Source organism: Ornithobacterium rhinotracheale DSM 15997, assembly GCF_000265465.1.
Classification (GTDB): domain Bacteria; phylum Bacteroidota; class Bacteroidia; order Flavobacteriales; family Weeksellaceae; genus Ornithobacterium; species Ornithobacterium rhinotracheale.
Genome location: NC_018016.1, coordinates 1,177,170 through 1,203,475 on the forward strand (window position 1 = coordinate 1,177,170; position 26,306 = coordinate 1,203,475).

Annotated in this window: 31 protein-coding genes; 7 read left to right on the forward strand and 24 right to left on the reverse strand. The window is 36.3% G+C overall.

The window, feature by feature from the left end:
- Positions 1-2: 2 nt before the first annotated feature.
- The 7 genes from ORNRH_RS05480 to ORNRH_RS05510 form a co-directional block, all read right to left on the reverse strand.
- Positions 3-467 carry a gliding motility lipoprotein GldH gene (locus ORNRH_RS05480; RefSeq protein ID WP_014790902.1) on the reverse strand — a complete coding sequence of 155 codons (465 nt, stop codon included), beginning with the start codon at positions 465-467 and terminating at the stop codon, positions 3-5.
- Positions 457-1,680, reverse strand: coding sequence for a PSP1 domain-containing protein (locus tag ORNRH_RS05485; protein ID WP_014790903.1), 1,224 nt, complete (start codon positions 1,678-1,680; stop codon positions 457-459). The genes ORNRH_RS05480 and ORNRH_RS05485 overlap by 11 nt, the downstream gene beginning before the upstream one ends.
- 166 nt (positions 1,681-1,846) lie before the next feature.
- Positions 1,847-4,027 (reverse strand): peptidylprolyl isomerase, encoded by a 2,181-nt coding sequence (locus ORNRH_RS05490; RefSeq protein ID WP_014790905.1) that lies wholly within the window; start codon positions 4,025-4,027, stop codon positions 1,847-1,849.
- A 71-nt stretch (positions 4,028-4,098) separates the two neighbouring features.
- Positions 4,099-5,346 (reverse strand): hemolysin family protein, encoded by a 1,248-nt coding sequence (locus ORNRH_RS05495; RefSeq protein WP_014790906.1) that lies wholly within the window; start codon positions 5,344-5,346, stop codon positions 4,099-4,101.
- Positions 5,347-5,349: 3 nt separating this feature from the next.
- Positions 5,350-6,012 carry an LPS export ABC transporter periplasmic protein LptC gene (gene lptC, locus ORNRH_RS05500; protein WP_014790907.1) on the reverse strand — a complete coding sequence of 221 codons (663 nt, stop codon included), beginning with the start codon at positions 6,010-6,012 and terminating at the stop codon, positions 5,350-5,352.
- Between the two features lie 15 nt (positions 6,013-6,027).
- Entirely contained in the window at positions 6,028-7,461 is a 1,434-nt protein-coding gene (locus tag ORNRH_RS05505) for a hypothetical protein (RefSeq protein ID WP_036601367.1), read from the reverse strand.
- Positions 7,462-7,488: 27 nt separating this feature from the next.
- A complete protein-coding gene (locus ORNRH_RS05510) occupies positions 7,489-8,748 on the reverse strand; it encodes a long-chain fatty acid transporter (protein WP_014790909.1) in 1,260 nt (419 codons plus the stop codon).
- Between the two features lie 237 nt (positions 8,749-8,985).
- Between ORNRH_RS05510 and ORNRH_RS05515 the strand changes: the two genes are divergently transcribed.
- On the forward strand, positions 8,986-9,747 hold the full coding sequence (locus tag ORNRH_RS05515) for an exodeoxyribonuclease III (protein ID WP_014790910.1): 762 nt from the start codon (positions 8,986-8,988) through the stop codon (positions 9,745-9,747).
- 65 nt (positions 9,748-9,812) lie between these two features.
- Here ORNRH_RS05515 and ORNRH_RS05520 read toward each other — a convergent pair whose 3' ends face one another.
- Positions 9,813-11,453 carry a DUF4270 family protein gene (locus tag ORNRH_RS05520; RefSeq protein ID WP_014790911.1) on the reverse strand — a complete coding sequence of 547 codons (1,641 nt, stop codon included), beginning with the start codon at positions 11,451-11,453 and terminating at the stop codon, positions 9,813-9,815.
- Positions 11,454-11,457: 4 nt separating this feature from the next.
- The gene (locus ORNRH_RS05525; protein WP_014790912.1) at positions 11,458-12,264 is read right to left on the reverse strand and encodes a glycogen/starch synthase; all 807 of its coding nucleotides are present in this window, start codon (positions 12,262-12,264) and stop codon (positions 11,458-11,460) included.
- Between the two features lie 130 nt (positions 12,265-12,394).
- Between ORNRH_RS05525 and panC the strand changes: the two genes are divergently transcribed.
- The 3 genes from panC to ORNRH_RS05540 all read left to right on the forward strand — a co-directional run bounded on the left by panC (position 12,395) and on the right by ORNRH_RS05540 (position 14,773).
- Entirely contained in the window at positions 12,395-13,237 is an 843-nt protein-coding gene (panC, locus tag ORNRH_RS05530) for a pantoate--beta-alanine ligase (RefSeq protein WP_014790913.1), read from the forward strand.
- A gap of 188 nt (positions 13,238-13,425) precedes the next feature.
- Positions 13,426-13,776: an aspartate 1-decarboxylase gene (panD, locus tag ORNRH_RS05535; RefSeq protein WP_014790914.1), complete on the forward strand. Its 351-nt coding sequence runs from the start codon at positions 13,426-13,428 to the stop codon at positions 13,774-13,776.
- A gap of 7 nt (positions 13,777-13,783) precedes the next feature.
- On the forward strand, positions 13,784-14,773 hold the full coding sequence (locus tag ORNRH_RS05540; protein WP_014790915.1) for a lysylphosphatidylglycerol synthase transmembrane domain-containing protein: 990 nt from the start codon (positions 13,784-13,786) through the stop codon (positions 14,771-14,773).
- Between the two features lie 14 nt (positions 14,774-14,787).
- Here the strand turns inward: ORNRH_RS05540 and ORNRH_RS05545 are convergent, their stop codons facing one another.
- The 15 genes from ORNRH_RS05545 to ORNRH_RS05605 form a co-directional block, all read right to left on the reverse strand.
- Positions 14,788-15,762, reverse strand: a complete 975-nt coding sequence (locus ORNRH_RS05545) for an IS30 family transposase (RefSeq protein WP_014790478.1) — start codon at positions 15,760-15,762, stop codon at positions 14,788-14,790.
- The gene (locus tag ORNRH_RS05550) at positions 15,762-16,100 is read right to left on the reverse strand and encodes a hypothetical protein (protein WP_014790477.1); all 339 of its coding nucleotides are present in this window, start codon (positions 16,098-16,100) and stop codon (positions 15,762-15,764) included. The genes ORNRH_RS05545 and ORNRH_RS05550 overlap by 1 nt, the downstream gene beginning before the upstream one ends.
- A gap of 138 nt (positions 16,101-16,238) precedes the next feature.
- A complete protein-coding gene (locus tag ORNRH_RS05555; RefSeq protein WP_014790476.1) occupies positions 16,239-16,448 on the reverse strand; it encodes a hypothetical protein in 210 nt (69 codons plus the stop codon).
- Complete coding sequence (locus ORNRH_RS05560) at positions 16,448-16,933, reverse strand: hypothetical protein (protein WP_014790475.1); 486 nt, start codon at positions 16,931-16,933, stop codon at positions 16,448-16,450. The genes ORNRH_RS05555 and ORNRH_RS05560 overlap by 1 nt, the downstream gene beginning before the upstream one ends.
- Positions 16,926-17,099 carry a hypothetical protein gene (locus tag ORNRH_RS12315; RefSeq protein ID WP_014790229.1) on the reverse strand — a complete coding sequence of 58 codons (174 nt, stop codon included), beginning with the start codon at positions 17,097-17,099 and terminating at the stop codon, positions 16,926-16,928. Before ORNRH_RS12315 ends, ORNRH_RS05560 begins: the two co-directional genes overlap by 8 nt.
- A gap of 17 nt (positions 17,100-17,116) precedes the next feature.
- Positions 17,117-17,854 (reverse strand): hypothetical protein, encoded by a 738-nt coding sequence (locus ORNRH_RS12405; protein ID WP_014790264.1) that lies wholly within the window; start codon positions 17,852-17,854, stop codon positions 17,117-17,119.
- Positions 17,855-17,857: 3 nt separating this feature from the next.
- Complete coding sequence (locus ORNRH_RS11585; RefSeq protein ID WP_014790227.1) at positions 17,858-18,760, reverse strand: hypothetical protein; 903 nt, start codon at positions 18,758-18,760, stop codon at positions 17,858-17,860.
- Positions 18,750-19,223, reverse strand: coding sequence for a hypothetical protein (locus tag ORNRH_RS05575; RefSeq protein WP_014790226.1), 474 nt, complete (start codon positions 19,221-19,223; stop codon positions 18,750-18,752). Before ORNRH_RS05575 ends, ORNRH_RS11585 begins: the two co-directional genes overlap by 11 nt.
- 115 nt (positions 19,224-19,338) lie before the next feature.
- On the reverse strand, positions 19,339-19,542 hold the full coding sequence (locus ORNRH_RS05580) for a hypothetical protein (RefSeq protein ID WP_014790225.1): 204 nt from the start codon (positions 19,540-19,542) through the stop codon (positions 19,339-19,341).
- 3 nt (positions 19,543-19,545) lie between these two features.
- Positions 19,546-19,965 (reverse strand): hypothetical protein, encoded by a 420-nt coding sequence (locus ORNRH_RS05585; RefSeq protein WP_014790224.1) that lies wholly within the window; start codon positions 19,963-19,965, stop codon positions 19,546-19,548.
- Positions 19,966-19,988: 23 nt separating this feature from the next.
- On the reverse strand, positions 19,989-20,153 hold the full coding sequence (locus ORNRH_RS12320) for a hypothetical protein (protein ID WP_014790223.1): 165 nt from the start codon (positions 20,151-20,153) through the stop codon (positions 19,989-19,991).
- 20 nt (positions 20,154-20,173) lie between these two features.
- On the reverse strand, positions 20,174-20,941 hold the full coding sequence (locus tag ORNRH_RS05590; RefSeq protein WP_014790262.1) for a hypothetical protein: 768 nt from the start codon (positions 20,939-20,941) through the stop codon (positions 20,174-20,176).
- A gap of 7 nt (positions 20,942-20,948) precedes the next feature.
- On the reverse strand, positions 20,949-21,599 hold the full coding sequence (locus ORNRH_RS05595; RefSeq protein WP_014790221.1) for a hypothetical protein: 651 nt from the start codon (positions 21,597-21,599) through the stop codon (positions 20,949-20,951).
- A gap of 240 nt (positions 21,600-21,839) precedes the next feature.
- Positions 21,840-23,003 carry a rolling circle replication-associated protein gene (locus ORNRH_RS12145; protein ID WP_014790829.1) on the reverse strand — a complete coding sequence of 388 codons (1,164 nt, stop codon included), beginning with the start codon at positions 23,001-23,003 and terminating at the stop codon, positions 21,840-21,842.
- A 58-nt stretch (positions 23,004-23,061) separates the two neighbouring features.
- Positions 23,062-23,307 (reverse strand): hypothetical protein, encoded by a 246-nt coding sequence (locus ORNRH_RS05605; RefSeq protein WP_014790218.1) that lies wholly within the window; start codon positions 23,305-23,307, stop codon positions 23,062-23,064.
- A 134-nt stretch (positions 23,308-23,441) separates the two neighbouring features.
- Here ORNRH_RS05605 and fbaA point away from each other — a divergent pair, with 134 nt between their 5' ends.
- The 3 genes from fbaA (at position 23,442) to accD (ending at position 26,235) form a co-directional block, all read left to right on the forward strand.
- Complete coding sequence (gene fbaA, locus ORNRH_RS05610) at positions 23,442-24,512, forward strand: class II fructose-bisphosphate aldolase (RefSeq protein ID WP_014790916.1); 1,071 nt, start codon at positions 23,442-23,444, stop codon at positions 24,510-24,512.
- 237 nt (positions 24,513-24,749) lie between these two features.
- Complete coding sequence (locus tag ORNRH_RS05615) at positions 24,750-25,289, forward strand: hypothetical protein (RefSeq protein ID WP_014790917.1); 540 nt, start codon at positions 24,750-24,752, stop codon at positions 25,287-25,289.
- A 100-nt stretch (positions 25,290-25,389) separates the two neighbouring features.
- On the forward strand, positions 25,390-26,235 hold the full coding sequence (gene accD / locus ORNRH_RS05620) for an acetyl-CoA carboxylase, carboxyltransferase subunit beta (protein ID WP_014790918.1): 846 nt from the start codon (positions 25,390-25,392) through the stop codon (positions 26,233-26,235).
- Positions 26,236-26,306 lie beyond the last annotated feature (71 nt).

Below are 26,306 nucleotides of genomic sequence, written 5' to 3' on the forward strand. Positions count from 1 at the left end.
GGTTATTGTTCTTTTTGTACTAATAAGCTGATGTCCTCTAGCCCCACCAACGGGTTTTGGCGCATTGCTTGTTTTATTTTTAATTGGTAAACGCCTGTGTCCTTAAGCGCTATATTTTCTTTATAAATTAATGTATTTTGCTTAATGGCTCCCATTCCGCTTCCTATCCATTCGCCATTGGGATACGCCAATTGATATTCTAGAGTATCAATCATTTTTTCGCCTTTCGGAGAAATAAATTCAGTGAAAAAATAAATATTACTGAATGGATAATCGTTGTTATTTCGCAGCACAAACGACAAATCCACGCCAGCCTCACTCTCCTTTACTGGAATTGTGAAGACCACGGCTTTCTTTGCCGACCAGCTATTGTTTAACGGCTCTGATTGCTGATAAATCAAGCCTTCTGGCTGGCAAGCAAGCACGCAACACGCGATAACAGCACCTATTAAAAACTTAATTTTCATTTTTGTTCTGATTAGGTTTTCTTCGTTTTTTTCTAAAATTCTTTTTACCTGAATTCTTCTTATTATTGTTGTTTGGCTGCTGTTGATTGCCTTTGTTTTTGTTTCTGCGTCTACGATTTTTCTTTTCCTCAAAACGATTTAATTCGTTTTCTTCTAGCAAACCTGTGCCAAAGAGCGAATCCTCTGTTTGATTAAATTGCTTGTTCAGATCCTCTAGCGATTCTATGGCTTCGCCCCTCTTGTTTTGCGCCAAAAACTCGTTTACTTGCTCTACACTAAATTTGTACCAAGTTACATTATCTGATTTAATGTAAGAAAGCCAAATTTCTCGTTTAAAAACATCGATTTTAGCACAAGAAACCTCACCACCTTTTGATTTTAAAACAATATCGTGTTTCGGGAAATCCTTGAGAGCATCGAGGTATGAATCTAGTTCATAATTTAAACAACATTTCAACTTTCCACACTGCCCCGCGATCTTTTGGGGATTGATGGAAAGTTGCTGATATCGCGCCGCTGCCGTGCTCACGCTCCTAAAATCTGTGAGCCATGTAGAACAACAAAGCTCTCTACCACACGACCCGATTCCGCCTAACTTAGCAGCCTCTTGGCGATAGCCTATTTGGCGCATTTCGATTCGGCATTTAAATGCGGTGGCAAACTCGCGAATGAGTTGTCTAAAATCTACACGATTCTCTGATGTATAGTAAAAAGTAGCCTTGGTTCCGTCGCCTTGATATTCTACATCAGAAATCTTCATTTCAAGTCCAATTCCTCGTGAAATTCTACGAGCTTCTATCATGATGGCGTGCTCTTTTTCTCGGCACTCTTGCCACACATCTATATCTTTTTGATTTGCAAAACGGTAGACCTTTGGCAGATCCTCTGTCTGGTTTACTTTTTTATGCTTAAGTTGTGCTTTTACCAATTCTCCCGCCATGGATACCATTCCTACATCATGCCCTGGATTGGCTTCTACGGCAACGATGTCGCCTACTTTAAGGGGAAGTCTATCGATATTATTGTAAAATTCTTTTCTTTCGTTTTTGAAGCGTATTTCTACAATATGGCACACGAGCTCCTCAGCGGGCTGATGCATATTGCTCAGCCAGTCGAAAACAGACAGTTTATCGCAACCGTCGGTACCGCAGCCTCCATTGTTTTTACACCCTTTGGGTAAGCCTTGGCTTGTATTGCATCCGCTACATGTCATATTTATATACTTATATCAATCTACAAAATTACTAAATTTAAGTAAGAATGAATGGAAAAATATTTTTAATTCTAAATTTTATGATTTCAAAATATATTAAAACTAAAAAAATCCCTTTCCTAAAATACTTAGAAAAGGGATTTTACTATTTGTGTAAATAAAGTTTTTATTTTACTAGACGCTCAGCTCTTTTGTCTACTACTTTTGCATCATCAATTAAACTTTGCAACAATGAGTTTTGAATCATTCCCATGTTTTGAAGTTCTATCACTCTTCTTTCGTTTGACAGATCTTCTTTCTTAGCACCTACTGTTTTGCTGTCTACTTTTACTACAAAAATACCATTTACGGCTTTCAATACATTGGAAACACCTCCTTTTGGCAGAGCTAAAGCTGCTGCACCCACTGTAGGCTCCGCGCCGATTCCCTCGATGTTTGCAGTGTTATAAGTAATTCCGCTAGCTTGTCCTGTGCGTCCTCCTAATTTTTTACTGATAGAGTTTAGATCTTTATCATTGCCCACCAATTCTTTTGCTTTGTTGTAAGCTAAATCAGCTTCGATAATTGGAGTAAGGATTCCTTTGTATGCTGCAACATTGTATTGATCTTTGTCAAATTTATTAGACAAGAACACAACAATCTGTCCTCCGTTTGAAGTTTCAAAACGCTCAATGCTTCCTGATTTTGTATCTGGATTAAATGCCCATGCAAGGATGTCCGACAATTTATTTGTTCCCGTAAGACCTGTAACATTTGCCTCAAAACGAGCCACACCATCTGCATTGTTCACCTCTGCTCCTGTTTTTCTTGCTGCATTTACGAAATCGTTGGTGTTTTTACCTTGCATATCAAGTGCTAATTGATTTGCTTTATTAAACAATTGCTCTTGTGTTTCTTCTGAAGCTTTTAATACTTTCTTAATCACAGCAAACTGATATCCCATTTTAGATTTGACATCGTCAATGCGAATCACATGGAACCCAAATTGACTTGGCACTACTCCAAACGAACCTTTATCATGAGAAAGGATATATTCTCTGTAGCTTGGATCAAAGTTTTGCTGAAATCTTCCTACCCAACCAATTGAACCGTTTTCTTTTGCTGCCACTTTATCATCTGAAAAAGTTGAAGCCAATTCGTTGAATTTAGCAGGATTTGTTTTCACCACATTCAAGATACTGTCTGCAATTTGTTGTGCAGCTTGCGGAGATCTTGTTGATGCACCACCTTGCGCTCCTTGGAATGAGATCAAAATATGGCTTGATTTCACCGAGTCTGCAATTGGTTTTGCATTGGTTACTTTTATCAATTCATACAGATTTCCATTTTTGATTGGCCCGTACACCTTACCAACTTCTAAATTTGATAAAAGATTTTTGATATTAGCATCTTGCAAATTTTCGATTTGGCTTTTGGTGTAGTAAGTCGGGTCAAAAACATCTTCTGAGAATCTTGATACATACACAGAATCGTTTTTAGCATTAGCAAACGCTTGGATTGTATCGGTGATTCCAGCAGCTGGATCTGTAATGACTTGCTGATTTAAAAATTTATTTAAACCTGAAATGATTTCTTGTGTATCTTGATTAGACGCCACCGCAGGGAAATAAGCATACGCGATGTTTACAGAAGCTTCTGGTTTAAATTGTTTTTTATGAGCTTTTAAGTAATCCAATACTTGCTCATCGGTTACTTGAATGTTATTTTTTTGTTTGAAAGTTGCGTAATCTACAAACGCATAGCTGATTTGAGATTGTGTATTATTCCCTTGGAATGCAAACTCAGCCTCTGCGTCGGTTGCTAAAACTCCACGGCTCACAAAATCAAGGTAGCTAGCTCTAAGCATTGCCGCTTGCGGATTTGCGTTTTCCCATTGCTGGTAAATAGCTTGTGCTTGTGGGTTTCCTGTTTGAGCGGCAGTTTTCAACTCGCTTAAAAATGCTTTGGTAGCCTCCACATTCACTGCTCCGTTTTGAGCGATTAAGTTTGGCTGAATTGAGCTAAAAAACATGGCAGCCGCTTCGAAATATTGTTGTTCAGAAAATTCGATACCTAATTTCTCTGCATGTTTACTTACCACACGCTCAGACACTAAATCGTTCCAAGTAATTTGTGATATTACATTTTCACCTGCATTTTGATATTGTGGAATTTGGCTAATTCTGCTGTATTCCATGGTGTAATCTTGCGTAGTAATAGGAATACCCGCTGCAGATCCCAATTCATTAGGATTTCCAAAAATACTTCCTCTAGAGAATGCATCTCCTACCAAAAACGCTACAAGTGGCAACCCAATCCCGATGATTAGTAGCCAAGTTTTCTTTCTTATTTTTTCTAAAAGAGCCATGTGCTTTAATTAAAATTTTATTTACAATCAGCAAAAATACAATTTTCTTACAAAAGAAAAAAGTACTTAATTTAATCTTCTATTAATGTTATTTTTATTTCTTCGATTTTTGTATCATTTCCTTTGGTGATTTCAAACTTATATTTGTTATCAACGACAAAAGTTTCACCAATTTCTGGGATTTTTTCTAATACCGAAACGGCTAAACCTCCTAGGGTTTCGTACGCATCGCTTTCTGGCAAGTCCCAACCATATTCTTGATTTAAATGATCTATTTCTACTCGTGCAGAGAACAAATATTCATGCTCATTGATTTGTTTTTCAACAAGTTTCACTTTATCGTGTTCATCTTCTATTTCTCCAAACAATTCTTCCACCACATCTTCCACCGTGAGCATTCCTGCCGTTCCGCCATACTCATCTAGCACAATTGCCACAGATTTTCTTTTTTTAATTAAATCATCCATCACATCTTTTGCAAGCGAAGTCTCATTTACAAAATCCACGGGCAACATCGTGGTTCGAATGTTTTTAGGTTTTTTAAACAAATCAAATGAGTGAATGTACCCTATAATATTATCTATATTTTCTTGATAAACAATAATCTTTGAAAATCCAGTTTCTATAAATTTTTTGCGCACTTCTTCTATGGGCTCATCAATTCGCACAGCCACGATTTCCTTTCGTGGCACCATGCATTCGCGCACCTTTATCTCAGAAAACTCAAGGGCATTGTGAAATATCTGAACTTCTGTATCAATCTCCTCTTCCGAGGCTTCCACTAGTTGTTCTGATATAAAATATTTTAATTCTTCTTTCAGAAATATCTCATCTTCAGTTTGTTTCTGCCCCACAATCTTTAAAAATAAATCCGAAAGCCACATAATGAATGTCGTGATCGGTGTAAAGATGACATAGACCAACCATGCTGGAACGACAAAGGTCTTGAATAATTTATTGGGATAAATACTAAAGATGGCTTTGGGTAGAAATTCGGCAGTTGCCAAAATCACGACTGTAGAAATCAAAGTCTGAATCAAAACATCAATTGTGGGAGAATACGGAGGCAAATAGCTCACGATAAGCTGCCCCATGAAAATCCCATAAATAACAAGTGAAATGTTATTGCCCACAAGCATCGTGGCGATGAATTTTTTAGGATTTTCTGCCAAGTACAGCATTTTTCTAGAAATCCAATTTTCCTTTTTTGCCTCAAGCTCAAGCTGCATACGGCTAAGCGAAATAAAGGCTATCTCGGTGCCCGAGAAAAATGCGGAAGCTAATATAGCAATAATGATTATAGGTATAGTAGCACTCATGTATTAATCTTGAATTTCTTTGGTTTTAGTTTCCAAAGGTAAGATATTTTTGTCTATCGCTTGTCCAGAAGCTGGGGATTGTGTAGATTTTTTTTGATTTTTCTGCTCAGCATTGATTACCCCATGGTTTTTGAAAAAAGTAAATTGTTTAAAATCTTCGCTCCCCTCCAGTCCATTTTCAGAGATAATTCTAGTACCATCGGCACGCGCAATGGTTACGGTGTCGTGAGTGTAGATTTTTCTATTTTGGCTATCCCAGAAAATCTTTTGTGTTTTGAGTGTATCGCCCTCGTTGTTGATCATCACAACATTCCCTTTACCTTCGTAAAATTTGGTTTTTTGCTGAATTTTAGCCCAATCTGCTCTTAAAAAATTAGGCTCTAATTTTTGGTTATAAAAAGTTAAATCTAAACCTTTTCGCATAAGGGTGTATGGAGAGTCTATCAAGGTATATTCCTCAATTAACGGGGTTTTTAAATCCAGTCGCACCACGCCCGAATCCTTGTGAATTACATGTGCATTGATGGTGGTTCTATCTGCAAAATTTCGATTGATTTTCCCCAAATCATCGGTTTTAGATTCTTCACAAGAGAAAAAAAGCAAAGCAGCCCCTATGCATAGGGCTGCTTTTTTGTATGATTTAAAGGACAATTCGAGTTGTCTCATAAATTCTTGTAAGTATTAGCGAACAACTGTGCTTGCTCCACCGAAACATGAAACAGATACTCTGTCTCCTTTTTTCTTACCTTGTTGGAAAGACATCTCTAAACTTGGTCCGTGAGCGTTATAGCTACTTGCCATTTTCTTAGCTCTACCACAAGATCTACTATCCACCGCACATGCTTTGTTTGCAAAATCTGCAGCTACCCAATATGCAGTCAGTTTTTGGTAAGTACTGCTACCACAGCTGTTAGCATTTGATCCAAAGATTGATGCGATTAATTCATATGGAGCACCATAACCTGGCTTGTAGCTTGCTGCTTTTTTAGCCCAGTTTACAGCATTGCCTAAATTGCCTGTTTTGCTATAACTCACAGCAATATAGTAAGCAATATCTCCTTTTTTGCTACCTGAAGCATCGTTAAGTGCATCTTGGAACTTGCTAATTGCAGTTTTGTAATCTTTTCTAGAGAATGCTCTTGCCCCTTCAGCATAAGCTGAACCTGGCCCTGCACCCGCTTTAGCTTGAGGAGAAGCTGTCTCTGTGGCTTGTGGATTTTTAAGTTTCCACAAGTATGCATATTGCTTGTCTAGGGCATCCATGATTGGAGTATCGTAACATTCTTTTGAAGCCAACTCTTGGTATGAGCTGATGATCCAATCCATATCTTCTTTTTTAGCTTCAAATTCTTTCACATACATTGGTGCAATGTTATCACAAGTGGTGTATTGAGATAAGATCCCCTCCATAGAGTCTTGGATTTCAAGGAAACTATCTTTTGCTGCTTGTGCATTTGCCATTGTTTGCTCCTCTGCTTTAGTCAGCTTTTTATTTGGATCTACTGTTTGTAAACTGTCTAATTTCTCTGCTAATTTACCATACTCAGCTGAGCGTAGCTCGATGTTTTTCTCGGTTACTTCTTTTGTTTTGAAGTAAACTTTCAAAGCTTCGTCAAATTGAAGTTCTCCTTCGTTTAACAACTCAAGTGCTGTGGTAAAGTAGTTCAACACAGTAGAGGTTGATAATTTTTCAGCGTTTTCAGAGGCGTTAAATAAGTTTTTATACTCTTCGTAAATCTCTTTTTTTGGCTTTAAATTATTTGCCAATTCGTAGTTGATGATTTCTCCTCTCCAATAAGCTGGCTTATCATTTGGGAAAGCAGCAATTCTTTTCTGCAATAAATTAACTATCTCTTGTGCGTATTTTTGTCTTTCGGCGTCACTAGCGGCGTTTTGTGCCAATTCATCTAAAATAGTTTCACCAAAAATATAATAATTCACTTTTTTTCCAGGGCATTTCTCCAAAGCCTCTTGCAAAACAGGATATGCTTCAGTGTAGCCTTTCTTCTGCACTAATTGGTTTAGTTTAATTTCATAAGCATCACAGTTCTGAGCCTGCACTCCCTGCAAACCAAAGAAAAGCACTGCGGCACTTATTGATAATAATTTTTTCATTTTCATATCTTTTTTTGGTTAATATTACTAGTTGTATTTTCTTCTTTGGAACCAATTGTCGTTAAGCGTAAAGCTTAATTTCACATTGGCAAAATTTTCTTTTATTAAATTATTTTTAGTTGTTCCTTGTTGTCCAAGTTGCACGCCAATGTTGATTTCAGACGGATCCGACGCCTTCCCGACTGGTAAGCCTATCCCAAAAGCCATACCATATTTTTCGATATCGGTGCCGTTTATGCTGATTGGAGTCTTTTCATAAAAGGCTCCTGCACGGTAAGTTGTGCGTGCAAAATAGTTTTTATAGCTATTGATGTTAGGGATAACATAACCTCCCAAAACGGCTTTAAATCTATTGTTTAGCTTTAAATTATCAAAGCGAAGCTCGTATTTAGACATTTGAGTCCAATCCACTTGCGCTGCAATGTTCCAGCGGAAATCTTCTCCCAAACTCACGCCAAAACCTATGTTTTGAGGAACCTTTACTTTCGCATCACTTTTTTGTTCAAATACGATTTGCTTATCGTATTGGCTTCCCGTTGGCGAAATTCCATAATTTTGAATGCTATATTCCTGCTCTGAGTTCAATTCGTTGCCGATGGTGTAGTTTAAACCTATGCTAAATCGCTTGGTTTCACGAAATCTTTTTGTATAAAAAGCACCTCCCGTAAAGGAAAAACCTGTAATTCTATTTCGATTTTCGACCTCTGTTAAAAGCAAATTCCCTTGGTTTCCGTGGATTTCTGTTTTATTCAAATTTCCAAACAGATATCCTGCTTTTACACCTACTGCAAAGTTTTGATTTATGTTATAGGAAGTAAAAAACTGCAAACTATTGATGTCGCCATCTCCGTTGAATGCGTTGTAACTGTTTTTTCCTACAACCTTATTGTCATACCCCAACGAGTAAAGCGGCTGAAAAGCAACTCCTCCTCGGAATTTAGCCCCCATTGGGAATGCCAAACTCAATTGAGACATGTAAGCCGTACTGCGTTGAGCCTTGTCTGCACCATCATTAAATTCCGAAGCATTAAGGGTACCTTCGAAATTAAAACTAGTGTAGTTTAGATTAATGTTCGCCGCAGGGTTCATAAAATTTGCCTGCGAGCCATAAGTGGAAAGATACGAAGAGTACACCCCGCCCATTCCAAAAGTTGCCGCATTATTGCTCTGTCTATTCTCTCCCATTCCAAATGAAGAGTATGGCGAAACAGCTGTTTTCTGTGCCATCGTAGGCACTACACCTGCTGCCAATAATACAGCATATAATATACTTTTTGTTTTAATCATTCAGCGCTTGAATATGAATTAATAATCTCTGCAAAGATGATAATTAATCGCTTAAATTAAAAATAGAATATGCCCTAAGTCTGTTAAATTCTCTAAAAAAACTCCGCAAAGTGAGCGTTTTACGGGAAAAACAAATCGTTTTTACTTAGTTTTAATCCCGAAAAAACTTTTTTATCAAGGCAAAAGATTTCGAATTTCAGATTGATATTTAATACTTTTGCATTCTAAAATTCAGATATGAAAATAATATCTTATAATGTAAATGGAATCCGTGCTGCCATCAAAAAAGGCTTTATTGAATGGCTTTCTCAAACGAATCCCGATGTGATTTGCCTTCAAGAAGTTAAGGCACTCGAGGAGCAAGTGGATTTAGAGGAAATCAAGCAAATGGGCTATCAAGTATTTTGGAACGCGGCTGACAAAAAAGGCTATAGTGGCGTGGCGATTTTTTCTAAAATTCCGCCCAAAAGTGTTGAATGCGACACTGGAGTGGCTCATCTTGATGGCGAGGGACGCGTAATCCGTGCGGATTTCGAAGACTTTTCTGTAATTTCGCTGTATTTGCCAAGTGGCACTAATATCGACAGGTTGGATTTCAAACTTCAGTTTTGTGATGAGTTTTCTAATTACATTCACGATTTAGAAAAAAAATATAACAAATTGATTATTTGTGGCGATTACAACATCTGTCATGAGGCGATTGATATTCACGATCCCGTTCGCTTGAAAAATGTTTCTGGATTCTTGCCCGTTGAACGCGAATGGATGACGCATTACATGAATTACTGCAACCTAGTAGATGCTTTTCGTGAATTTAACAACCAGCCGGGGCAATATACTTGGTGGAGCTACCGCGCCAATGCTAAACAAAACAACAAGGGCTGGAGAATTGATTACCACATGGTAACAGAAAATTTAAAATCTAAACTTAAACGCAGCGTAATTTTACCAGAAGTAAATTTTTCAGACCACTGCCCCATTTTACTAGAAGTAGAATAAAAAGCACAAAAAAAGGGAATTTTCAGAAAATTCCCTTTTTTTTATATTTCAGCAATATCGATTTCTTATGGATTTGTATACGAAACTTCAATTTTCAAGTTTGCATTATTCAAAATCACTCGATACGGATTGTAAATATTGTTGCTGGCATTATAAGCCGAAGGCATAAAAAATACTTGCCCCGCTGGTGCTGGATAATCACCAAGCATTAAACGTAAATCATCTTTAGGCTCTCCTTTTTCTACAATATTTTTCAAGAATTGAGTAATTCTTAATTTATACTCATTTTTGCCTTTGTCATACGCATGACTAATTGTTCTAAATGGGAAAACTGCATAATCTGCCAAAACTCTTTTTTGCGTATCATTGTACAGATATAAGTACTGTGGCAATGGAAGATTTCCTTGCGCCACCAAGTTAGGAGAGAATGTAATAACAGCGTCTGTAATCGCGATATGCTCTTCGTTAAATTTCTTACGAAGCGCCTCAATTTGTTGCCCATCTAGAGACAATCTCACACTATTCCCTCCCATACCTGAAAGGAACAATTTCTCTGGAGATAATGTAGCCCCTGCATTAGACACCTGAATCTGATTTACAGCATAATACCCCATATCATTAATGTTTTGAGAGCCCATTATGAATTCATAAGAAGCACTCAAACGCTTAGGATTTGAATGCACTGTGCACCCTTCCTCATCATCATCTATATTGTTATTATTTTGATCTTTAAACCTAGGATTGTCATAACTAAAGAACATCAAAACTTTCGCCTTGGTAGGATCAAAATTAAATATAAATCCATTATCGCTATCTGTACTAATTTTTATACCATTCATTACATTATTTAAGAAGGTAATTTGATCCGAACCATTATTCGGTTGTTTTACAAATAATGTTTCCAAAGTGTTTTCTAGCCCATCTAGCCTCACTCTATAAGACGGGATACTTTCTGAGGAAACCTCTTTTGCTAATTTATATTTACTATTTTCTCGTGGCGAAACAATGGTTTTTCTTATCCAAGCCGTATTATCAATGGTTTTCTCCCCTAAAAGAGCTCCCGTTGCAAATCCTTTATCAGACATTAAAGATTGCTTAATCGTTCCCATATTCTCGGTCACCAGATGCACTTGCAAGTTTATTTTCTCATTTGTATTCCCGTAGAGAGAATCCACCTTAAACTTAACTGAACGATGATAGGTATAAGCCGTATCTTTCACCGAGCAAACTCCATCTACCTTGTTTAAAGTATAAGTTGTATGTACCAATTTCTCGCGCACAGCAAGCGTATCTTTTTTAGCAAAAGCCGCTACGGGCAACACGAGAACAACTGAATCCACTTTAGCGTTCTGACCAAAAGTAGGGTTTAACGCACTTAAACGCAATTGGCTGTAAAAAGAAGCCTGTGTTTTCCCAAAAATGGGCTCGCTATACACCCCCACACTTGCTCCGCTCACACCTCCATGAACAGTTCCTCTATCTCTTGGGATTTGAAAAATCACTTGAGAGATGGCTTTTCCAGAAGCTACTGGCTCTGGCGATAGATTGGTAGCAGAAAGTGAAACTTCTGTGCTTTGAGTTTGGATTGCGCTGCTAGACAAGATATTTGCCCCCACAGGATTGTCTCCCTGCTCACAGCTCCCAAATATAAAGAACCCAGCCAACAAAAAAGCGAATTCTTTAAGTTTTAAAAATTTATTTTTCATGTATTTATTCTTCGTCTTCTTTACCCTCAATAATTTCGGCATACAGCTCTCTAAGCGGCAGTTCTCTATCAAAGGCTTTAAAGAGTTTTTTGGTAGATTGGATATATTCTTTCACCTCCTCTGGGATCACCTCATCGCCCTGAATCACAAGGTCTGAGTGATCGATTCCAAGTTTTAAAAGATTATTAAAGTTTGGTTTTTCTAAATGCTTATATGCTTTTTTAGCAATTTTATCGAAAGCAACTTTATCCACAACATCGCTACTCAATTCCCCGCTGAATGGATTGTCAAAAACTGAATATACCATCTTCACATCTTTAAAGAAAGCATCATCGGAATAATATTTCTTTAAATAAAGTGGCAAGAAAGAAGACATCCAGCCTTGTGCATGAATGATGTCTGGTTTCCAATTCAGTTTTTTTACCGTTTCTAGAATCCCTTTAGTAAAGAAAATGGCTCTCTCGTCGTTGTTTTCAAAGAAATCACCTGTTTCTTCGTCTGCATAAATCCCTTTGTGTTTAAAATAGTCATCGTTATCGATGAAGTACACTTGCATTTTCTCATTTGGGAGCGATGCCACTTTGATGATTAACGGCTGGTCTAAATCATTGATAATAATGTTCATCCCAGAAAGGCGAATCACCTCGTGCAATTGGTGTCTTCGCTCATTGATCACTCCAAATTTTGGCATAAAAATCCTAACATCATTTCCCTCTTCGTTTGCCATCTTTGGCAATTCCAAGGCTGCGTTGGACAAAGTGTTTTCTGGAGTATACGGGTTTAGCTCTGTAGAAACGTATAAAATGCGCATAATTTTGTGTTTTTTATTTCCTTAAAAAAATATTTTACAGGAGAATATATGCAAAAATACAAATTTTCATTGAAATTTAAGTTTATAAATGTAGCTTTGCCCGATTTTAATAAAGTTTTAAACTTTTAACATGAGAAAAATCTACACCACTCAGGAGATGAAAAACTGGGTAGAAAGCCAGCGAAAACAAAATAAAAGCATCGGCTTTGTTCCCACAATGGGTGCGCTACACGCAGGGCACCTTTCCCTCATCAAGCAAGGTAAAGCAGACAACGATGTTTGTGTAGCTTCGGTTTTTGTAAACCCTACGCAGTTCAATAATCCAGAAGATTTAGAAAAATACCCAAGGCACCCAGAAAAAGACGCCGAACTACTCGAAAGCGTGAATTGCGATGCGGTGTTTTTTCCTACGGTAGAAGACATTTATCCCGAAGGCGAAAAATCAGAATCTTTTGATTTCAATGGACTTGAAAATCAAATGGAGGGCAAGTTCCGTCCGGGGCATTTTGATGGCGTAGGCACCATCGTGAATAAATTTTTTGAAATCATTCAGCCCAATTGTGCTTATTTTGGCGAAAAAGATTTTCAGCAATTACGCATCATTCAAACGATGGTCGAGAAGAAAGGGCACCACATCAAAATCGTGCCAATGCCTATATTTAGGGAATACGACGGGCTGGCAATGAGCTCTCGCAATCAGCGATTAACCCCTGAATTTAGAGATGCTTCTCCTATAATTTTCAAAATATTAAAAGAAGTAAATTCGCTCAAAAACGAGTTTTCGCCCCAAGAGGTAAAACAAAGGGTAGAAGAACTCTTTGCTCAAACGGATTTGGAATTGGAATATTTTGTAATCTGTAATGAGGAAACGCTCCACGAAATCAGCACTTGGAACGATAGTAAAAACATTCGCGCCTTTGTAGCAGCATACGCAGGAGATATCCGTTTAATCGATAATTTAAAAATCGATTAAATTCAATTTTTAAAAATTAAAAAGCGTGTTTCTTTTAATTTAGAAGCACGTTTTTTTTATATTTTAAAATGGAGAAAAACATTCAAAATATCGATTTTCAATTATTTATAAATCTAAAACCACCCCTCACTGCAAATGCTTTTAAATTAAATAAGTGCATAATAATTATTTGATTTATCTTTGCGCCCATGTTACTTAATATGTTTAAATCTAAAATCCACCGCGTTACTGTAACGGGGGCGGAGCTCAACTACATCGGGAGCATCACAATAGATCAAGATTTGGTAGATGCAGCTAACATGTTGGAGGGCGAAAAAGTACAAATTGTAAACATAAACAACGGCGAACGCCTTGAGACTTATATCATTTGTGGCGAGCGTGGCTCCGGCGAAATCGTACTGAATGGTCCTGCAGCAAGAAAGGTGCAAAAAGGCGATCAAGTCATCATTATCGCTTATGCGCAAATGACTGAAGAGGAGGCTAGAAACTTTCAACCCACGGTGATTTTCCCTAACGAAAAAACGAATTTACTGAAATAGTTTTTTCATGAGCAAACGACTAAAAACTACGCTCACGCTTTTGGTATCTATTCTTTTGGCGATTGCTCTAATTGCTTATTCGCTCTCGGGAATAGATTTTGACCAAACGATGGATTCGCTACGCCAGGCAAATTATTTCTGGATTGGGGTTTCGGTTGTATTGGGCATTATGGCGTATTGGTTCCGCAGCCAGCGTTGGCAATTGCTTCTGGAGCCAATGGGCTATCAAGTCACTGCCAAGCGTTCTTTTATTGCAGTTTGTATGAATTATTTTTGGAATCTATTGATTCCACGCTCAGGCGAAATTGCACGATGCACCTCTCTATACGCTCTAGACAAAACACCTGTAGACAAATCCTTTGGTACCGTAATCAGTGAGCGTGTGATTGATATGCTTTGCTTAATGTTTATCGCTTTGATGGCGGTCGTTACCAATATCGATTTAATTAAAAGACTCATGAGCGAAGTGCTCATCACTCGCGACAAAGCAGGCGACACTGGAAGCTCTCTCAAATTATATATTTTCGGAGGCACCCTTACGCTCATTATCATATTGCTATACGCTTTTAGAAATAGAATTAAAAAATTAAGCTTTTACCCTAAAATCCGAGAATTCATCTATGGAATTCAACAGGGATTAAAAACGATTTTTCAATTAAAGAGAAAAAAAGAATTCATCGTCTACACGCTTTTGATTTGGATCTTTTATTTCTTCATGACTTATGTGGTCGTTTTTGCGTTACCCGAAACCGAGCATTTGGGCATTGCCGATGGATTCTACCTCCTGCTTGTGGGGGGCATCGGCATGGTAATTCCTGCTAGTGGTGGCATTGGAGCATACCATTCTGCAATGCGACTAGGATTTATCGTACTAGGCTTTTCTAAAGAAGTGGGGGTAACATTCGCTTTTTTGGTGCACACTCCACATACTTTAATCGCACTAGGATTAGGTTTAATTTCTTTTGTATTAGCTTATTTTGATAAGAAAGTATCGTAACTTAAAAGCTAGATTCAAGCACTAAATGCAACATTTTCCACAAATGTATAAAAAACATCACGAGGCTTGCAAAACTTTAACACTTTAAACGGTCTATCGTTTATCTCTTTTTGCACCGATTTCAGATTATTAGCGGTACTTTTTGTGACTGCTGAACCTTTTTTTACATATTGTCTTATTAATTTATTCATATGCTCAATTTGTCCCTTTTGCCAACTAGAATATGGATTTGTAAAATAAATCTTTGCTTGCAGTTTCTTTGCCACTATCTCATGACTTGCAAACTCTAGCCCATTATCCACGGTTATTGATTTTACAACTTTCTTGTATGGAAGTAACACATCAATAATAGCACTAGCGACCACATCAGCCGTTTTATTTGGTATATACCTCACAAATAAAAACCTTGATACTCTTTCCGTAAGTGTCAGCAAATAACCCTTATGATTTTTGCCCTCTATCAAATCACCCTCCCAGTGTCCGAACTCTTTTCTATCATTCACAACTTGAGGTCTCTCATCTATACTTGTACGGTTTTTTATCTTCCCAACAGATTTTGACACTTGCGCCTTTCTCTTTTTCAAAGCGTGACGGCAATACTTATACAAATAACCTCCCTTTCGCTTATCCTCTCTTATATATTGGTAAATCCTCTCAACTGATACCATTTCCAGTCCCAGGCTTTTACAATAACCGACTATTTGGAGCGGTGAATATCTTTTATACAAAAATTGTCTTACTCTTTTCTCAATTTCTTTTGTGAACCTTCTATAACGCAAAAAACGCTCTTTCTTTTCAGAATAGAGCGTCTGTGCTGTCTTTGCTTTATATTTTCCTTTTTTCGTTCGGTTCCTCTTTACCTCCCTGCTTATAGTAGATTTATCCCTTTTCAGTTCACGAGCTATTTTCGAGATAGACCAGCCAGCTTTTAAATAAGCCTCTATCATCGCCCTATCGTGCAAGTCCAAATGCTTAAATCTCCGTGCCATTAGTCTATATTTTGAGGGTCCAACAAACTAAATAAATAATGTGCATAACCTTTATATGCTAATGTTTCTTCAGAATATGGCATCAAAAAATACTCAAAATAAGCTCTTTTTTGCTTTTCTCCTTTTGGAAACTCATATTTATAATAAAAATCATCAAAAAGCTGAAACCTGTTACCAGTATAATCATCATTTCCTAAAAGATTTTTCAACTCTTTTTCAATGTACTTAATCTGTTTTTCAGTATAATATTTTCTAATTTCTTTTTTTGCCTCCTTGCTTTGTGCATATCCAGCGGTTACGGCTAAACATAGTCCAAATGATAGTAATATTTTTTTCATGACTTGATTTTTTTAGTGATTTAACAACACTTTGCAAATATCAAAAGAAATGCCAAATATTGCAAAGCAAAAAGATAAAAAAAAAGAAACCACACCAACAAAGGTGCAGTCTCTCTCATTATTATCAAAACAAACAAATTAATCTAAAAACCTTGGTATATAGTTTTCGTGATAAAATCTCCTTAGATATTCTCCAGTTCTTCTATCATACACATTAAAGTATCTCCAATCTGAAAATTTGGAGTTATCAAGCCATTTAGAGAATTTATAAAGGTCATGCACATATTGCATTTTGAACACTCCAAAGGCTCCGAAAACTATACAGCTATAATCGTTCTTATGGCTCATTATTCAATGCCCCTTATTTCTTCATCTCCATTATATAAAACAAATGGTCCTGATCCTTTATAATCAAATTCCTGTCCAGATTCTAATTGGCATACTTCATTACTGTACGGATCTGGTACATCTAAATAAACTCCAACAAATTTACTAGTACTATTTCTAAAGTGATATCCGTTTTTATTCTTCGTTACAACAAAACCATCATAAAAAGTTCCAACATTATAACTTAACAAAATCGCTGAATTTGAATCATATCCATCTATAAAATTTGGTAAATCTTTCACAGGTTCTCCGTCCAATGGTATCAACCTTTTATAAATAACATAATGAGACTTGTCAATCAAATAACGCTTAAATGCATTAGCGGTATAAAAATATGGACCTACTTGATAATAACAATTATCCGATAAATCAATTGTAGAAACCTCTCGACACAAAAGCTCACTCCTAAACTTTCTATTATCAATAACTATCACACAATCACTCATCTTTTTTATCTTTTAAATCTTTAATTTTCTTTTTTGCAAAGCTATACGCAAAATCAAGCACAATAGCCAATAAACTTGCTAGAAGCGGTTTTAGCTCATCAAACGAAACCGCCCCCGTAAATCCTAATATACTATAAATCTTTGTCCTATCTACAAAATTTGTCATATCTCTTTATTTTTTGTTTAACTCAATTGTTCAAAACCCCCATTACTATCAAGCTGAATATTTGAAACCTGCGCCTTTACATATCCCAACAAATCTATATAATGCCCATGCTCAACAAGATATTCTTTTTCCCCATCATTATAACTCTGAATTACACGTGTAGTTTCACCATATAAATTTAATACCCTGCAATGCCCAGTTGATGGCATTCTAAATAGAGCAAGTCCACCCATGCCAGTTATTTTAACTTTCTCGGGCTCCTCACAATCATAATGAAATTTTACAGGAACTTCACTTATTTGGTTGCAATTATTTTTCTTCTCAAGCAACTTCTTTCTAATTTCTTCTTGTTCTTTACGCTTTCTTTCTTCCTGCTCCCTTCTCTTTTCTTCCTCACATTCAGAACAAAAATCATTTGCCTGCTCCTCCTGCAGTTTTTTAACCACATCACTTTTTACTGGTATTTTTCCCTTCTGTTTTTCTGATTGCATCATATCATCAACTTTTTGACTAAATGCTTTTTCATTTCTCACTGCAGAACCGCCTTTTGCAAAAACCTTATCAAACTTTGGTTTTTCTACTTTGGGCAAACTCACAGGTTCCTTGAATTTATTTGTATCCAGTGGCAACAAGGAATTATCTCCTGTGCTTACTTTCTCCTTTATACTCGTCTTTTTGGTCAATCTAAATAATAGATAGATTATTAAAAAGATGAATAACCAAAACTTAATTTTTCTTTTTTCTCGCTGTGTCATAACCTATTTTTTTAAATAAGAATTAAAAACATTTTCAAACTTTTGAGCATAAGAGGCTATATCTTTTGCTCTATCTGTAGAATTAACAACCCTTCTTGCATTGTAATAATCTGTTTTATTTTCATTACAATAAAGCTTTAAAGAAACACCCGTTAAATTATTAGGTTTATCAGCCATCATCATTTTTATGGTCATTAAAGCATTTAAACGCTTATCATTTACTATTAAATCTGGATTTGACAAAACATCTACACCAGAAAACTCTTTAAACTTAGTATATAAATGCCTACCAGTCCACTGGCAATATCCACGACCAAAAAAACGAGCTCCATCACCTTTATATTTATTACTTAAATTCTTTCTTCTACTAGCTGGATTATAACACCAAGATTGTACGCCATACTTCCACTCCATGTACACAGCCTTTTCAGCACTAACACCAAATGTATCTGCAATCTTCAAAAACTCGTTAAACTCCCTTAATTTATCCCCTTTAAGCGTTTTCTTCAAAACAGAAATTTTATCATTATAACGCTCACGCAATAAACTAAATTGACCCATTTCATGATATGCTGTAGCCATTATATAAGATGCTTGATTTATCAACAAATCACCACTTTTAATTTGATTTATTAATATATCAAACAAAGTATAACCCCAATCAGCATATGAATTATATCCTTTGGCAAATCTCAATCCATTAGGTACTAAAAGCATAGATAAAACACTTTTAGTCTCACTCTCTGTATTTGGAATATCAACGCCCACTAGTTCCAATTCTCCAAACTCAACTTTAGACTTTGGTTTTGATATTTTATAAGCCCACCAACTTCCAGCTAGCAGGGCAATTGCTTTTAAATATGTCATTTTTTTATCTCTTCTTTTATTTCTTCTCTTATTGCCCATATAACGATTTATTAAATTTATCCAAAACCTTTTGCCACTCTGGGTGAAGCTTTGGTTTTGGTGCGGGTATCTTAGGTTGATTATTTAACTTTGGACTTGGTGCGGAGCTCTTAGGTTGATTGTTTAACTTTGGTTTTGTCTTAATTGGAACAATACTTTTCCCCAACTCTATCCCATATTCCAATGGAGTTTTAAACGTTCTTACACCATGTGTAACATAATAAGGGTCAAAGGATCCAACCGAAAAAAACATTTTAAACATTTCAGACCAAAATCTAAAATTTGTCTTCACAAACTGTTCTGTAGTTTTTTCCTTTAAAACCAAAGGCTTTGCATCCTCCATTTTTTGTTTAACAACAGTTACAACTCTATTAAATCTACGAACTAACAAAAATATTATAAAAGCTATCAGCGATAACGCCAATAGCTTACTATTCTTCATCAAATCACTTAAAAACTTCATCCTTTAAAACTATCTTTAATGTGGTCCTTCAACACATCTGATAACATAATCATTCCAATGTAAACCACTGCAATTAAAACACTTGTAATTAATTTACTTGTCATCTCTCAATATTTTACCACATATGTTCCTTATCCGTAGGAACACCCGCAAGTTCTTCTTCATTCAAGTACTCTGGCTCGTTACCCTCCACATCATCAAAGAGTGTATCTATCTCTTTTTTTGCCTCGTGCGCATGATGCAAACATATTTTTGCACATTGTACATACTTCAATAACAACGGCAATGATTTAAATAATCCTTTCAATTGTTTAAACATAACTTATCTAGTTTTAATTTGTCCGAAATATCCACCATTAGGTGCTTTAGTTGAAATTACCATTCCCAGCTTTTGCAAATACACTTTTCCAGTATTCACATTGAAACTTGCTATTTCTAAAACCTTTGCGCCAGTCTTTTTATAGAAAGCCTCAAACATCATAGTTATAAATCTATTTCCAGTGTTTGGAGACTCTGAACGCACACTCTTAGAGTTTTCAAATGCTTTAACAGTTATCATACCTCTTTGCTTTGAATAATTCCAAGCCGTAACATAAAACCTTCCATTCTTGGATTGTCCAGCTTTAGCCCCAGAATGTTTTTTAGGTTGTCTCTGATTATTATAACCTCGGTCATAACCTCGGTTAAAATTAGGGTTGGGATTTCCACCCCAACCATTACTATATCCATTATTATACGCCATTTCTATACTTTTTTAGTTAATAATTACCAGCCTCTTCTTTTTCCTTTGATTTTAATCCAGCCCATGTACACGGATAAAATCACTGCTCCCAATCCTAAAACCAAAAAGGTCGCAATACTTGTCCCTGCACCATTACCACTTAATGGCTTTAGTAAAAAACTATCAACTTTTGTTATTAATTCTTTCATCTTTATTTTGTTTTTAAATGTTATTTTTTCTTTGTTAATAAATAAATCAATGCCCCTCCTAGTAATAAATACAAAATGTTATTGTCATTTCGCCCAACATGTCCAGTAGCTTTTCCATATACCTCCCCGTCTGTTACCGCAGGATACGCACCTTCTGTAGGCATTCCTGTTTTAAGTGTTTGATCCTTACTAGGTCTGTAATCCGATGAACCTGCTTGGCTATCTGCTTGTCTTTCAGCATCTGTTTTTTCTCTAAAGAATGGCACGCGCAAAACTTCCTTACTCACGGCATCCCCTCTTGAAGTGTCACGGAATGGGAAATTTAAGTTTACATCAGTTCCTTTTGGATATTCCTTATCACCAACATAAGTAAATCTTGTCTGATACTCTTTCAGCATTCTACCATATGCCTCTGTTATCATTGCAGCTAGTGCCTCGGTACCTTTACGCGTACAATCTTTTCCCCATGGAAAACCACTTGCACAAACTTTTAAATAAAGTAACGCCTTATTAAAATTGTCAGCACTGGCTACCTTAGTAAACCCAGATTGTTCAATAATCCATTCAACGATTGTGGTTCCTTCTTTCATCGCTCTACTAGGCGACCAGCTCGAGCCCCAACAATGCAAATCAAAGCCGTTTGCCAAAACGCTATCTAACCCCCCAGTTATCTTACTTAATACACCGCCTACTATCTTTCCTCCAAATTGACCAAGAGAGGAGCCGGAGGCGTTACCGCCCCCCACACTTCCAATTAAACTACTTACCGCTGTTACTGCTCCAATCATTTCAATATTATTTTGCGTCTAACAAATAGAATGTAAATTCTTCTCCTACATTTTTATACACTGCTAAGGTGTATAAGCCTGTTAAATCCAATGCAGGTAATTTCGATAACTCATCAATCCTTGCATTTTTTGCATAATCAAGTTGTAGTTGCGAAATCCTTGTTTTGCCCTGTGCATTGATAACTTGCAATTCATTTGGTGTCTTTTCAGCTACCAAATAATCAAATGCTAATACATCAACATCCTTTACAGATATATTTTGGTCAAGCTTCACTTGTTGCACATAAATAGGCTCTGCACTTCCAATAGCCTCAAATGTTTCTGCAGTTACATTCTGTGCTTGTCCACCCGATACATGGAACTCAATGTAAGTTTTGTCACCTAATGGCAAACTTCCAGATTTAGAAAAAGGAATTACCGCTACTTTGTCGCTACCAATTGTTGTTTGCAATTTAACAAAATGAACGCCCAACAATTCTGTAAATAGCTTAACGCTCATCTTTGGCACCAAAACCTTTTTAGTAAAGGTTTCATCTACTAGGTAAGACTCAATTTGCACCTGTCCGAAATCGGTACTTGAATTACCTTTTAAAATCAAACCCGCTGCACTTTCCTTAACTTCCAGCACCTCGGTTGCTTTTGCTAATGTTACTCTCATTTTTATATCTTATTTTAAATTTCTGAAACAAAGATATTAAGCATGCAAAAGCACTTTTTAAAATCTAGCGATTTTTACCACTTTTAAGCGATTTATACCAATTTTTGACACTAATCATCAAAATATTTTTTTACGAGCTTTAGCGTTAGATATTTCTTTTTATAGTGGCTTAAAATATCTTTTTTTATCATGCGTGCAGTGGAATAGCTTACGCCTAAATAATTAGCTAGCTCCTTAGCACTAATTATTTGCAAGTTCTGTGTATTGTTTTTCATAAATTAATTGGATTAACTGGTCTAAATTTATACTCAAATCGGTATCTAATAACTGTCTTATGGCTTTATTATAAATTTTTAAATGCTCGTTTAATTTTTTATATCCCTTGCGGATCATCTGATATACTTTACCTTTATACAACTCTACAAATTGAATAGCAGTAGGCACATACTCCAATTTTCCCCGCAAGTGGTTTAACTCCTCTAAATAACTGCTAACTTCAAAATTTAAATAATTGAGTTTTTTTACCTTATTTGATGCGCCCCACACCGCACCAATTACTGGGCGTTTATTTTCTTCTTGCTTTAATAGATATTTCACCACATACGCAACTATATTTCGTTTACTCTTTGGCGTTTCAATTTTAGTACTTGGGGGATTGCTCCAACCCATTTTTTTATTACGCTGGTAAGCTAGTATGCAGTCTTTTTCTGATTTATAATTTTTTGAATACTTAGCCATATATTCTTTAGCCGTTAAGCGGTTCATCTTTTCAGAATATCTATCAACATAACCATATTTATTTATATACTGGTTCCATATGCGCTGAATATCCTCACGAGGGATTTGCGTATCAATCAAAACATGAAAATGAATATTTCCATTCTTCTGCGTCTCCGCTTTCCAGAGATAATTTTTTAAACCATAGACCTTTTTTAAATGGTCAAGATACTTAGCAAGTATTTTACGCAACACTCTATCATGGTGCTTTTGGGCACTGGGCAAGGTCAAGGTTACAAAAGATAAATATTTGTCCTTGTTTGATTTCGTTGCGTCAGCAAATAAAATAGCATACTTCTTTATATTCCTTACTTGAGTATCCGAGAGCGTTCCTAAATCCTTTAAAACATGCCCTTTCTCATTATACACTTCTTGTTGTTTCTCCTTATACAACTCAACACACTTTTCAGCATATTTAACAATTGAACCAAACTCTGAAATATCATCTAGTGCGTTTAACTCATCTAATTCTGTTTTTTCCTTGTTTAGATTTTGGCGTAAAGTAGGAGTATGGCCTACTTCATAATTTCGTAAATCCATCACATAACTATAATGCAATAGGCTAGTAGGTCTAAGCTGAACCTTTTCACACAAATAATAATTATTAACCTCTTGATATTGTCGCATTTACAGGGATTTTTGCCGTTAGATTTTACCGATACTTGAGACGAGCCCACTCAAAAGCCTATCGGCTTTCTATAAAAAAATCGGTTTCTTCTTTTTTCACAGCCACACGATGATATAAAATATCCTTAGGTTTAAAAGTTATCCACGAACGACCAGAAAATAATACCTCAATATTATTTTCTTGTTTCAACACCTGTACTACAATACCATATTCATATATGTACTGCTTAGGTTCTAAATGATTTACGGGAATGGGTACAAACTTCTGTACTACCAAAAAAGGTCTGATTTCTTCTCTTTGCATACGCTTTTAGTTTTAAATTATTTAAGCGTTGCATTTGTGTTTTGAATGTGCCATGTGTAAAATCATATCCAAAAGTTTAAATAAATCGTGGATTAATAATTATATTTGTAGAATAATCATTAACACATAAAATTATGAGTAGAAAATTTCCTGCCGGTGTAGCCACTGGAGACCTAGTACAAGAAATCTTTGCCGATGCCAAAAAGAACGGATACGCTTTACCAGCGGTAAATGTTATTGGCTCTGATACTATAAATGCTGTGATGGAAACAGCAGCAGATCTTAACTCACCTGTGATTATCCAATTCTCTAACGGAGGGGCAATTTTTAACGCAGGTAAAGGATTGTCAAACGAAAATCAACGCGCAGCAATCTTAGGTGCAGTAGCAGGTGCAAAACATGTTCACCAATTGGCAGAAGCTTATGGTGCAACTGTGATTTTGCATACAGACCACTGTGCTAAAAAATTACTTCCTTGGGTAGATGGGCTTATCGAAGAAAGTGAAAAGCACTTTAAAGAAACAGGAAAGCCATTATTTAGCTCTCACATGCTAGATTTCTCTGAGGAGCCACTAGAAGAAAACTTAGACCTTTCTGTAGAAAGATTTAAGCGTATGGCTAAAATGGGAATGACTTTAGAAATTGAGTTAGGAATCACCGGGGGAGAAGAAGATGGCGTAGACAATACAGATGTAGATGATTCTAAATTATACACTCAGCCAGAAGAAGTGTTGTATGCTTACGATCGTTTAAAAGAAGTTTCAGATCGTTTTACTATCGCGGCAGCGTTTGGTAATGTTCACGGAGTGTACAAGCCAGGTAATGTAAAATTAACTCCCAAAATCCTAGAAAAGTCTCAAAAATTCATCGAAAAAGAAAGACACACTGGTGAAAAACCAGTAGATTTCGTATTCCACGGAGGTTCAGGATCAGACTTGAAAGACATTAGAGAAGCAATCGGATATGGTGTAGTGAAAATGAACATCGATACCGATCAGCAATATGCTTTCATGACTGGAATCAGAGATTACTTCAAAAAGAACGAAGCATATCTTCAATCTCAAATCGGTAACCCAGAAGGTCCAGATTCACCAAACAAGAAAAAATACGATCCACGCGTTTGGTTGAGAGAAGGAGAAAAAACTTTCATAGCAAGATTGAAACAAGCTTTCGAAGACTTAAACAACGTGAACACTTTAGGGTAACCCTTTAAATAAGTAGTTTTAAAAATAAAAACCCCGAATTTCTCAGAAATTCGGGGTTTTTTTATTTTTCATACGCTATTTTGTTAAAGATAGCTAATAACTAGGTTTTTGTAGTTAATTTTTTTAAGTGTGATGTTTTAAATTCGTAATATTATGTCACTTAATTGATTGTATAGTCGGGGAATTTGAAAAGCGACTTTAAAAAAATAGAGTAGAAATAAATAAAATTATTGAATTATGGCGATAAATTATTTAAAAAAGTTGTTTTTAATGGCTACTGTGCTTTTGGTAGCCGTTGGGTGCTTTTCTGGTTCTGAGCAGAAAGAGCCAGATTTTGACTTAGAGGGAGCCTTTAAGGGGTTTGCTGAAAATATAACTCTTCAAAAAGATTTTAGTATATCAATTCGCACAGAAAAAGCAAGCGAGGATATTCAGAAATATTTGCTTGAGGCAGATACTGAGCTTAGTGAATCCATGAAAGATGATGATTATGTTGATGCGGTTTCATATAAGGTGGTTTATGATGGGAAAAACCTTAATTTCGTTGATTTTAAGACAGGAGAAAAAACAATTTCGTCTCGCGCTGCAAAAGGTGGCACTACGTCTGAGTCCAGTTGGGGCTGTGCCGATGGACAAAAACTTGTAACTACTTGTATGAGTCAAGGATGTGTGGAAAAAGAGCTTAAAGAGCTAGCAAAAAAAATTAATGTGGGAGATGAAATTGAGATTCATCGTTCAAAGTCTAGAGTGGAAATTTGCACCACTATAAAGGATTAATGAAAATTAAATATTAGCCTTCTCTTGAAATGAGGGGGCTTTTTTTATATTTGATAAAAAATTTGTAGCTTTACCCAATCATTTGTAAAGATTATAAATTATGGCTTGGTTCAGACGAACAAAGAAAAATATACAAACCACTACCGAGGAGAAAAAAGACACACCAAAAGGCTTGTGGTACAAAACACCCACAGGGAAAGTAATCGAAACCGAGGAATTGGAGCGTAACGATTATGTGAGCCCCGAGGACGACTTCCATGTGCGTATAGGTTCGCAACAATATTTTGAGATCTTATTCGATGATAAAAAATTCAAAGAATTAGATAAAAATCTCTCAAGCAAAGACCCGCTTGGGTGGGAAGATACCCAAAAATACACCGATAGAGTAAAATCTACTCGCAAGAAAACAGGGCTCACCGATTCGCTTCGTACGGCTTATGGCGACATCAATGGGCGAAAAGTGGTAGTGAGTGCCATGGATTTTGTGTTCATTGGCGGTTCGCTTGGTTCAGTAATGGGTGAGAAAATCGTGCGTGCTATTGATTACGCTATTAAAAATAACACCGCTTTCGTATTGATTTGTAAATCGGGCGGGGCGCGTATGATGGAGGCAGCGCACTCGTTGATGCAGATGGCAAAAGTGGAGGCGAAGCTTGTGCAACTTTCAGAAGCCAAATTACCTTATATTACGATTTTAACGGATCCTACCTTTGGTGGAATCACGGCTTCGTTTGGTATGATGGGAGATGTAACTATCGCAGAGCCAGGTGCGTTGATTGGTTTTGCAGGTCCGCGTGTAATCAAAGAAACGATTGGTAAAGATTTGCCAGAAGGATTTCAGACTTCGGAATTTTTACTCGAAAAAGGCTTTGTGGATTTAATCGTTCATAGACAAAGTTTGAAAACACGACTTACCCAACTCTTAGATTTAATGATGGAAAAATAAAATAGCTTAAAAATCATATTTTTTAAATCCGCAGCATGCACTTGTTGCGGATTTTTTGTGTCATGTTTTTT

Bases quoted from the DNA above. Each gene is read 5' to 3' on its own strand.
- ORNRH_RS05480 (WP_014790902.1), bottom strand. From the start codon at position 467: ATGAAAATTAAGTTTTTAATAGGTGCTGTTATCGCGTGTTGCGTGCTT.
- ORNRH_RS05485 (WP_014790903.1), bottom strand. From the start codon at position 1,680: ATGACATGTAGCGGATGCAATACAAGCCAAGGCTTACCCAAAGGGTGT.
- ORNRH_RS05490 (WP_014790905.1), bottom strand. From the start codon at position 4,027: ATGGCTCTTTTAGAAAAAATAAGAAAGAAAACTTGGCTACTAATCATC.
- ORNRH_RS05495 (WP_014790906.1), bottom strand. From the start codon at position 5,346: ATGAGTGCTACTATACCTATAATCATTATTGCTATATTAGCTTCCGCA.
- lptC (WP_014790907.1), bottom strand. From the start codon at position 6,012: ATGAGACAACTCGAATTGTCCTTTAAATCATACAAAAAAGCAGCCCTA.
- ORNRH_RS05505 (WP_036601367.1), bottom strand. From the start codon at position 7,461: ATGAAAAAATTATTATCAATAAGTGCCGCAGTGCTTTTCTTTGGTTTG.
- ORNRH_RS05510 (WP_014790909.1), bottom strand. From the start codon at position 8,748: ATGATTAAAACAAAAAGTATATTATATGCTGTATTATTGGCAGCAGGT.
- ORNRH_RS05515 (WP_014790910.1), top strand. From the start codon at position 8,986: ATGAAAATAATATCTTATAATGTAAATGGAATCCGTGCTGCCATCAAA.
- ORNRH_RS05520 (WP_014790911.1), bottom strand. From the start codon at position 11,453: ATGAAAAATAAATTTTTAAAACTTAAAGAATTCGCTTTTTTGTTGGCT.
- ORNRH_RS05525 (WP_014790912.1), bottom strand. From the start codon at position 12,264: ATGCGCATTTTATACGTTTCTACAGAGCTAAACCCGTATACTCCAGAA.
- panC (WP_014790913.1), top strand. From the start codon at position 12,395: ATGAGAAAAATCTACACCACTCAGGAGATGAAAAACTGGGTAGAAAGC.
- panD (WP_014790914.1), top strand. From the start codon at position 13,426: ATGTTACTTAATATGTTTAAATCTAAAATCCACCGCGTTACTGTAACG.
- ORNRH_RS05540 (WP_014790915.1), top strand. From the start codon at position 13,784: ATGAGCAAACGACTAAAAACTACGCTCACGCTTTTGGTATCTATTCTT.
- ORNRH_RS05545 (WP_014790478.1), bottom strand. From the start codon at position 15,762: ATGGCACGGAGATTTAAGCATTTGGACTTGCACGATAGGGCGATGATA.
- ORNRH_RS05550 (WP_014790477.1), bottom strand. From the start codon at position 16,100: ATGAAAAAAATATTACTATCATTTGGACTATGTTTAGCCGTAACCGCT.
- ORNRH_RS05555 (WP_014790476.1), bottom strand. From the start codon at position 16,448: ATGAGCCATAAGAACGATTATAGCTGTATAGTTTTCGGAGCCTTTGGA.
- ORNRH_RS05560 (WP_014790475.1), bottom strand. From the start codon at position 16,933: ATGAGTGATTGTGTGATAGTTATTGATAATAGAAAGTTTAGGAGTGAG.
- ORNRH_RS12315 (WP_014790229.1), bottom strand. From the start codon at position 17,099: ATGACAAATTTTGTAGATAGGACAAAGATTTATAGTATATTAGGATTT.
- ORNRH_RS12405 (WP_014790264.1), bottom strand. From the start codon at position 17,854: ATGACACAGCGAGAAAAAAGAAAAATTAAGTTTTGGTTATTCATCTTT.
- ORNRH_RS11585 (WP_014790227.1), bottom strand. From the start codon at position 18,760: ATGGGCAATAAGAGAAGAAATAAAAGAAGAGATAAAAAAATGACATAT.
- ORNRH_RS05575 (WP_014790226.1), bottom strand. From the start codon at position 19,223: ATGAAGTTTTTAAGTGATTTGATGAAGAATAGTAAGCTATTGGCGTTA.
- ORNRH_RS05580 (WP_014790225.1), bottom strand. From the start codon at position 19,542: ATGTTTAAACAATTGAAAGGATTATTTAAATCATTGCCGTTGTTATTG.
- ORNRH_RS05585 (WP_014790224.1), bottom strand. From the start codon at position 19,965: ATGGCGTATAATAATGGATATAGTAATGGTTGGGGTGGAAATCCCAAC.
- ORNRH_RS12320 (WP_014790223.1), bottom strand. From the start codon at position 20,153: ATGAAAGAATTAATAACAAAAGTTGATAGTTTTTTACTAAAGCCATTA.
- ORNRH_RS05590 (WP_014790262.1), bottom strand. From the start codon at position 20,941: ATGATTGGAGCAGTAACAGCGGTAAGTAGTTTAATTGGAAGTGTGGGG.
- ORNRH_RS05595 (WP_014790221.1), bottom strand. From the start codon at position 21,599: ATGAGAGTAACATTAGCAAAAGCAACCGAGGTGCTGGAAGTTAAGGAA.
- ORNRH_RS12145 (WP_014790829.1), bottom strand. From the start codon at position 23,003: ATGCGACAATATCAAGAGGTTAATAATTATTATTTGTGTGAAAAGGTT.
- ORNRH_RS05605 (WP_014790218.1), bottom strand. From the start codon at position 23,307: ATGCAAAGAGAAGAAATCAGACCTTTTTTGGTAGTACAGAAGTTTGTA.
- fbaA (WP_014790916.1), top strand. From the start codon at position 23,442: ATGAGTAGAAAATTTCCTGCCGGTGTAGCCACTGGAGACCTAGTACAA.
- ORNRH_RS05615 (WP_014790917.1), top strand. From the start codon at position 24,750: ATGGCGATAAATTATTTAAAAAAGTTGTTTTTAATGGCTACTGTGCTT.
- accD (WP_014790918.1), top strand. From the start codon at position 25,390: ATGGCTTGGTTCAGACGAACAAAGAAAAATATACAAACCACTACCGAG.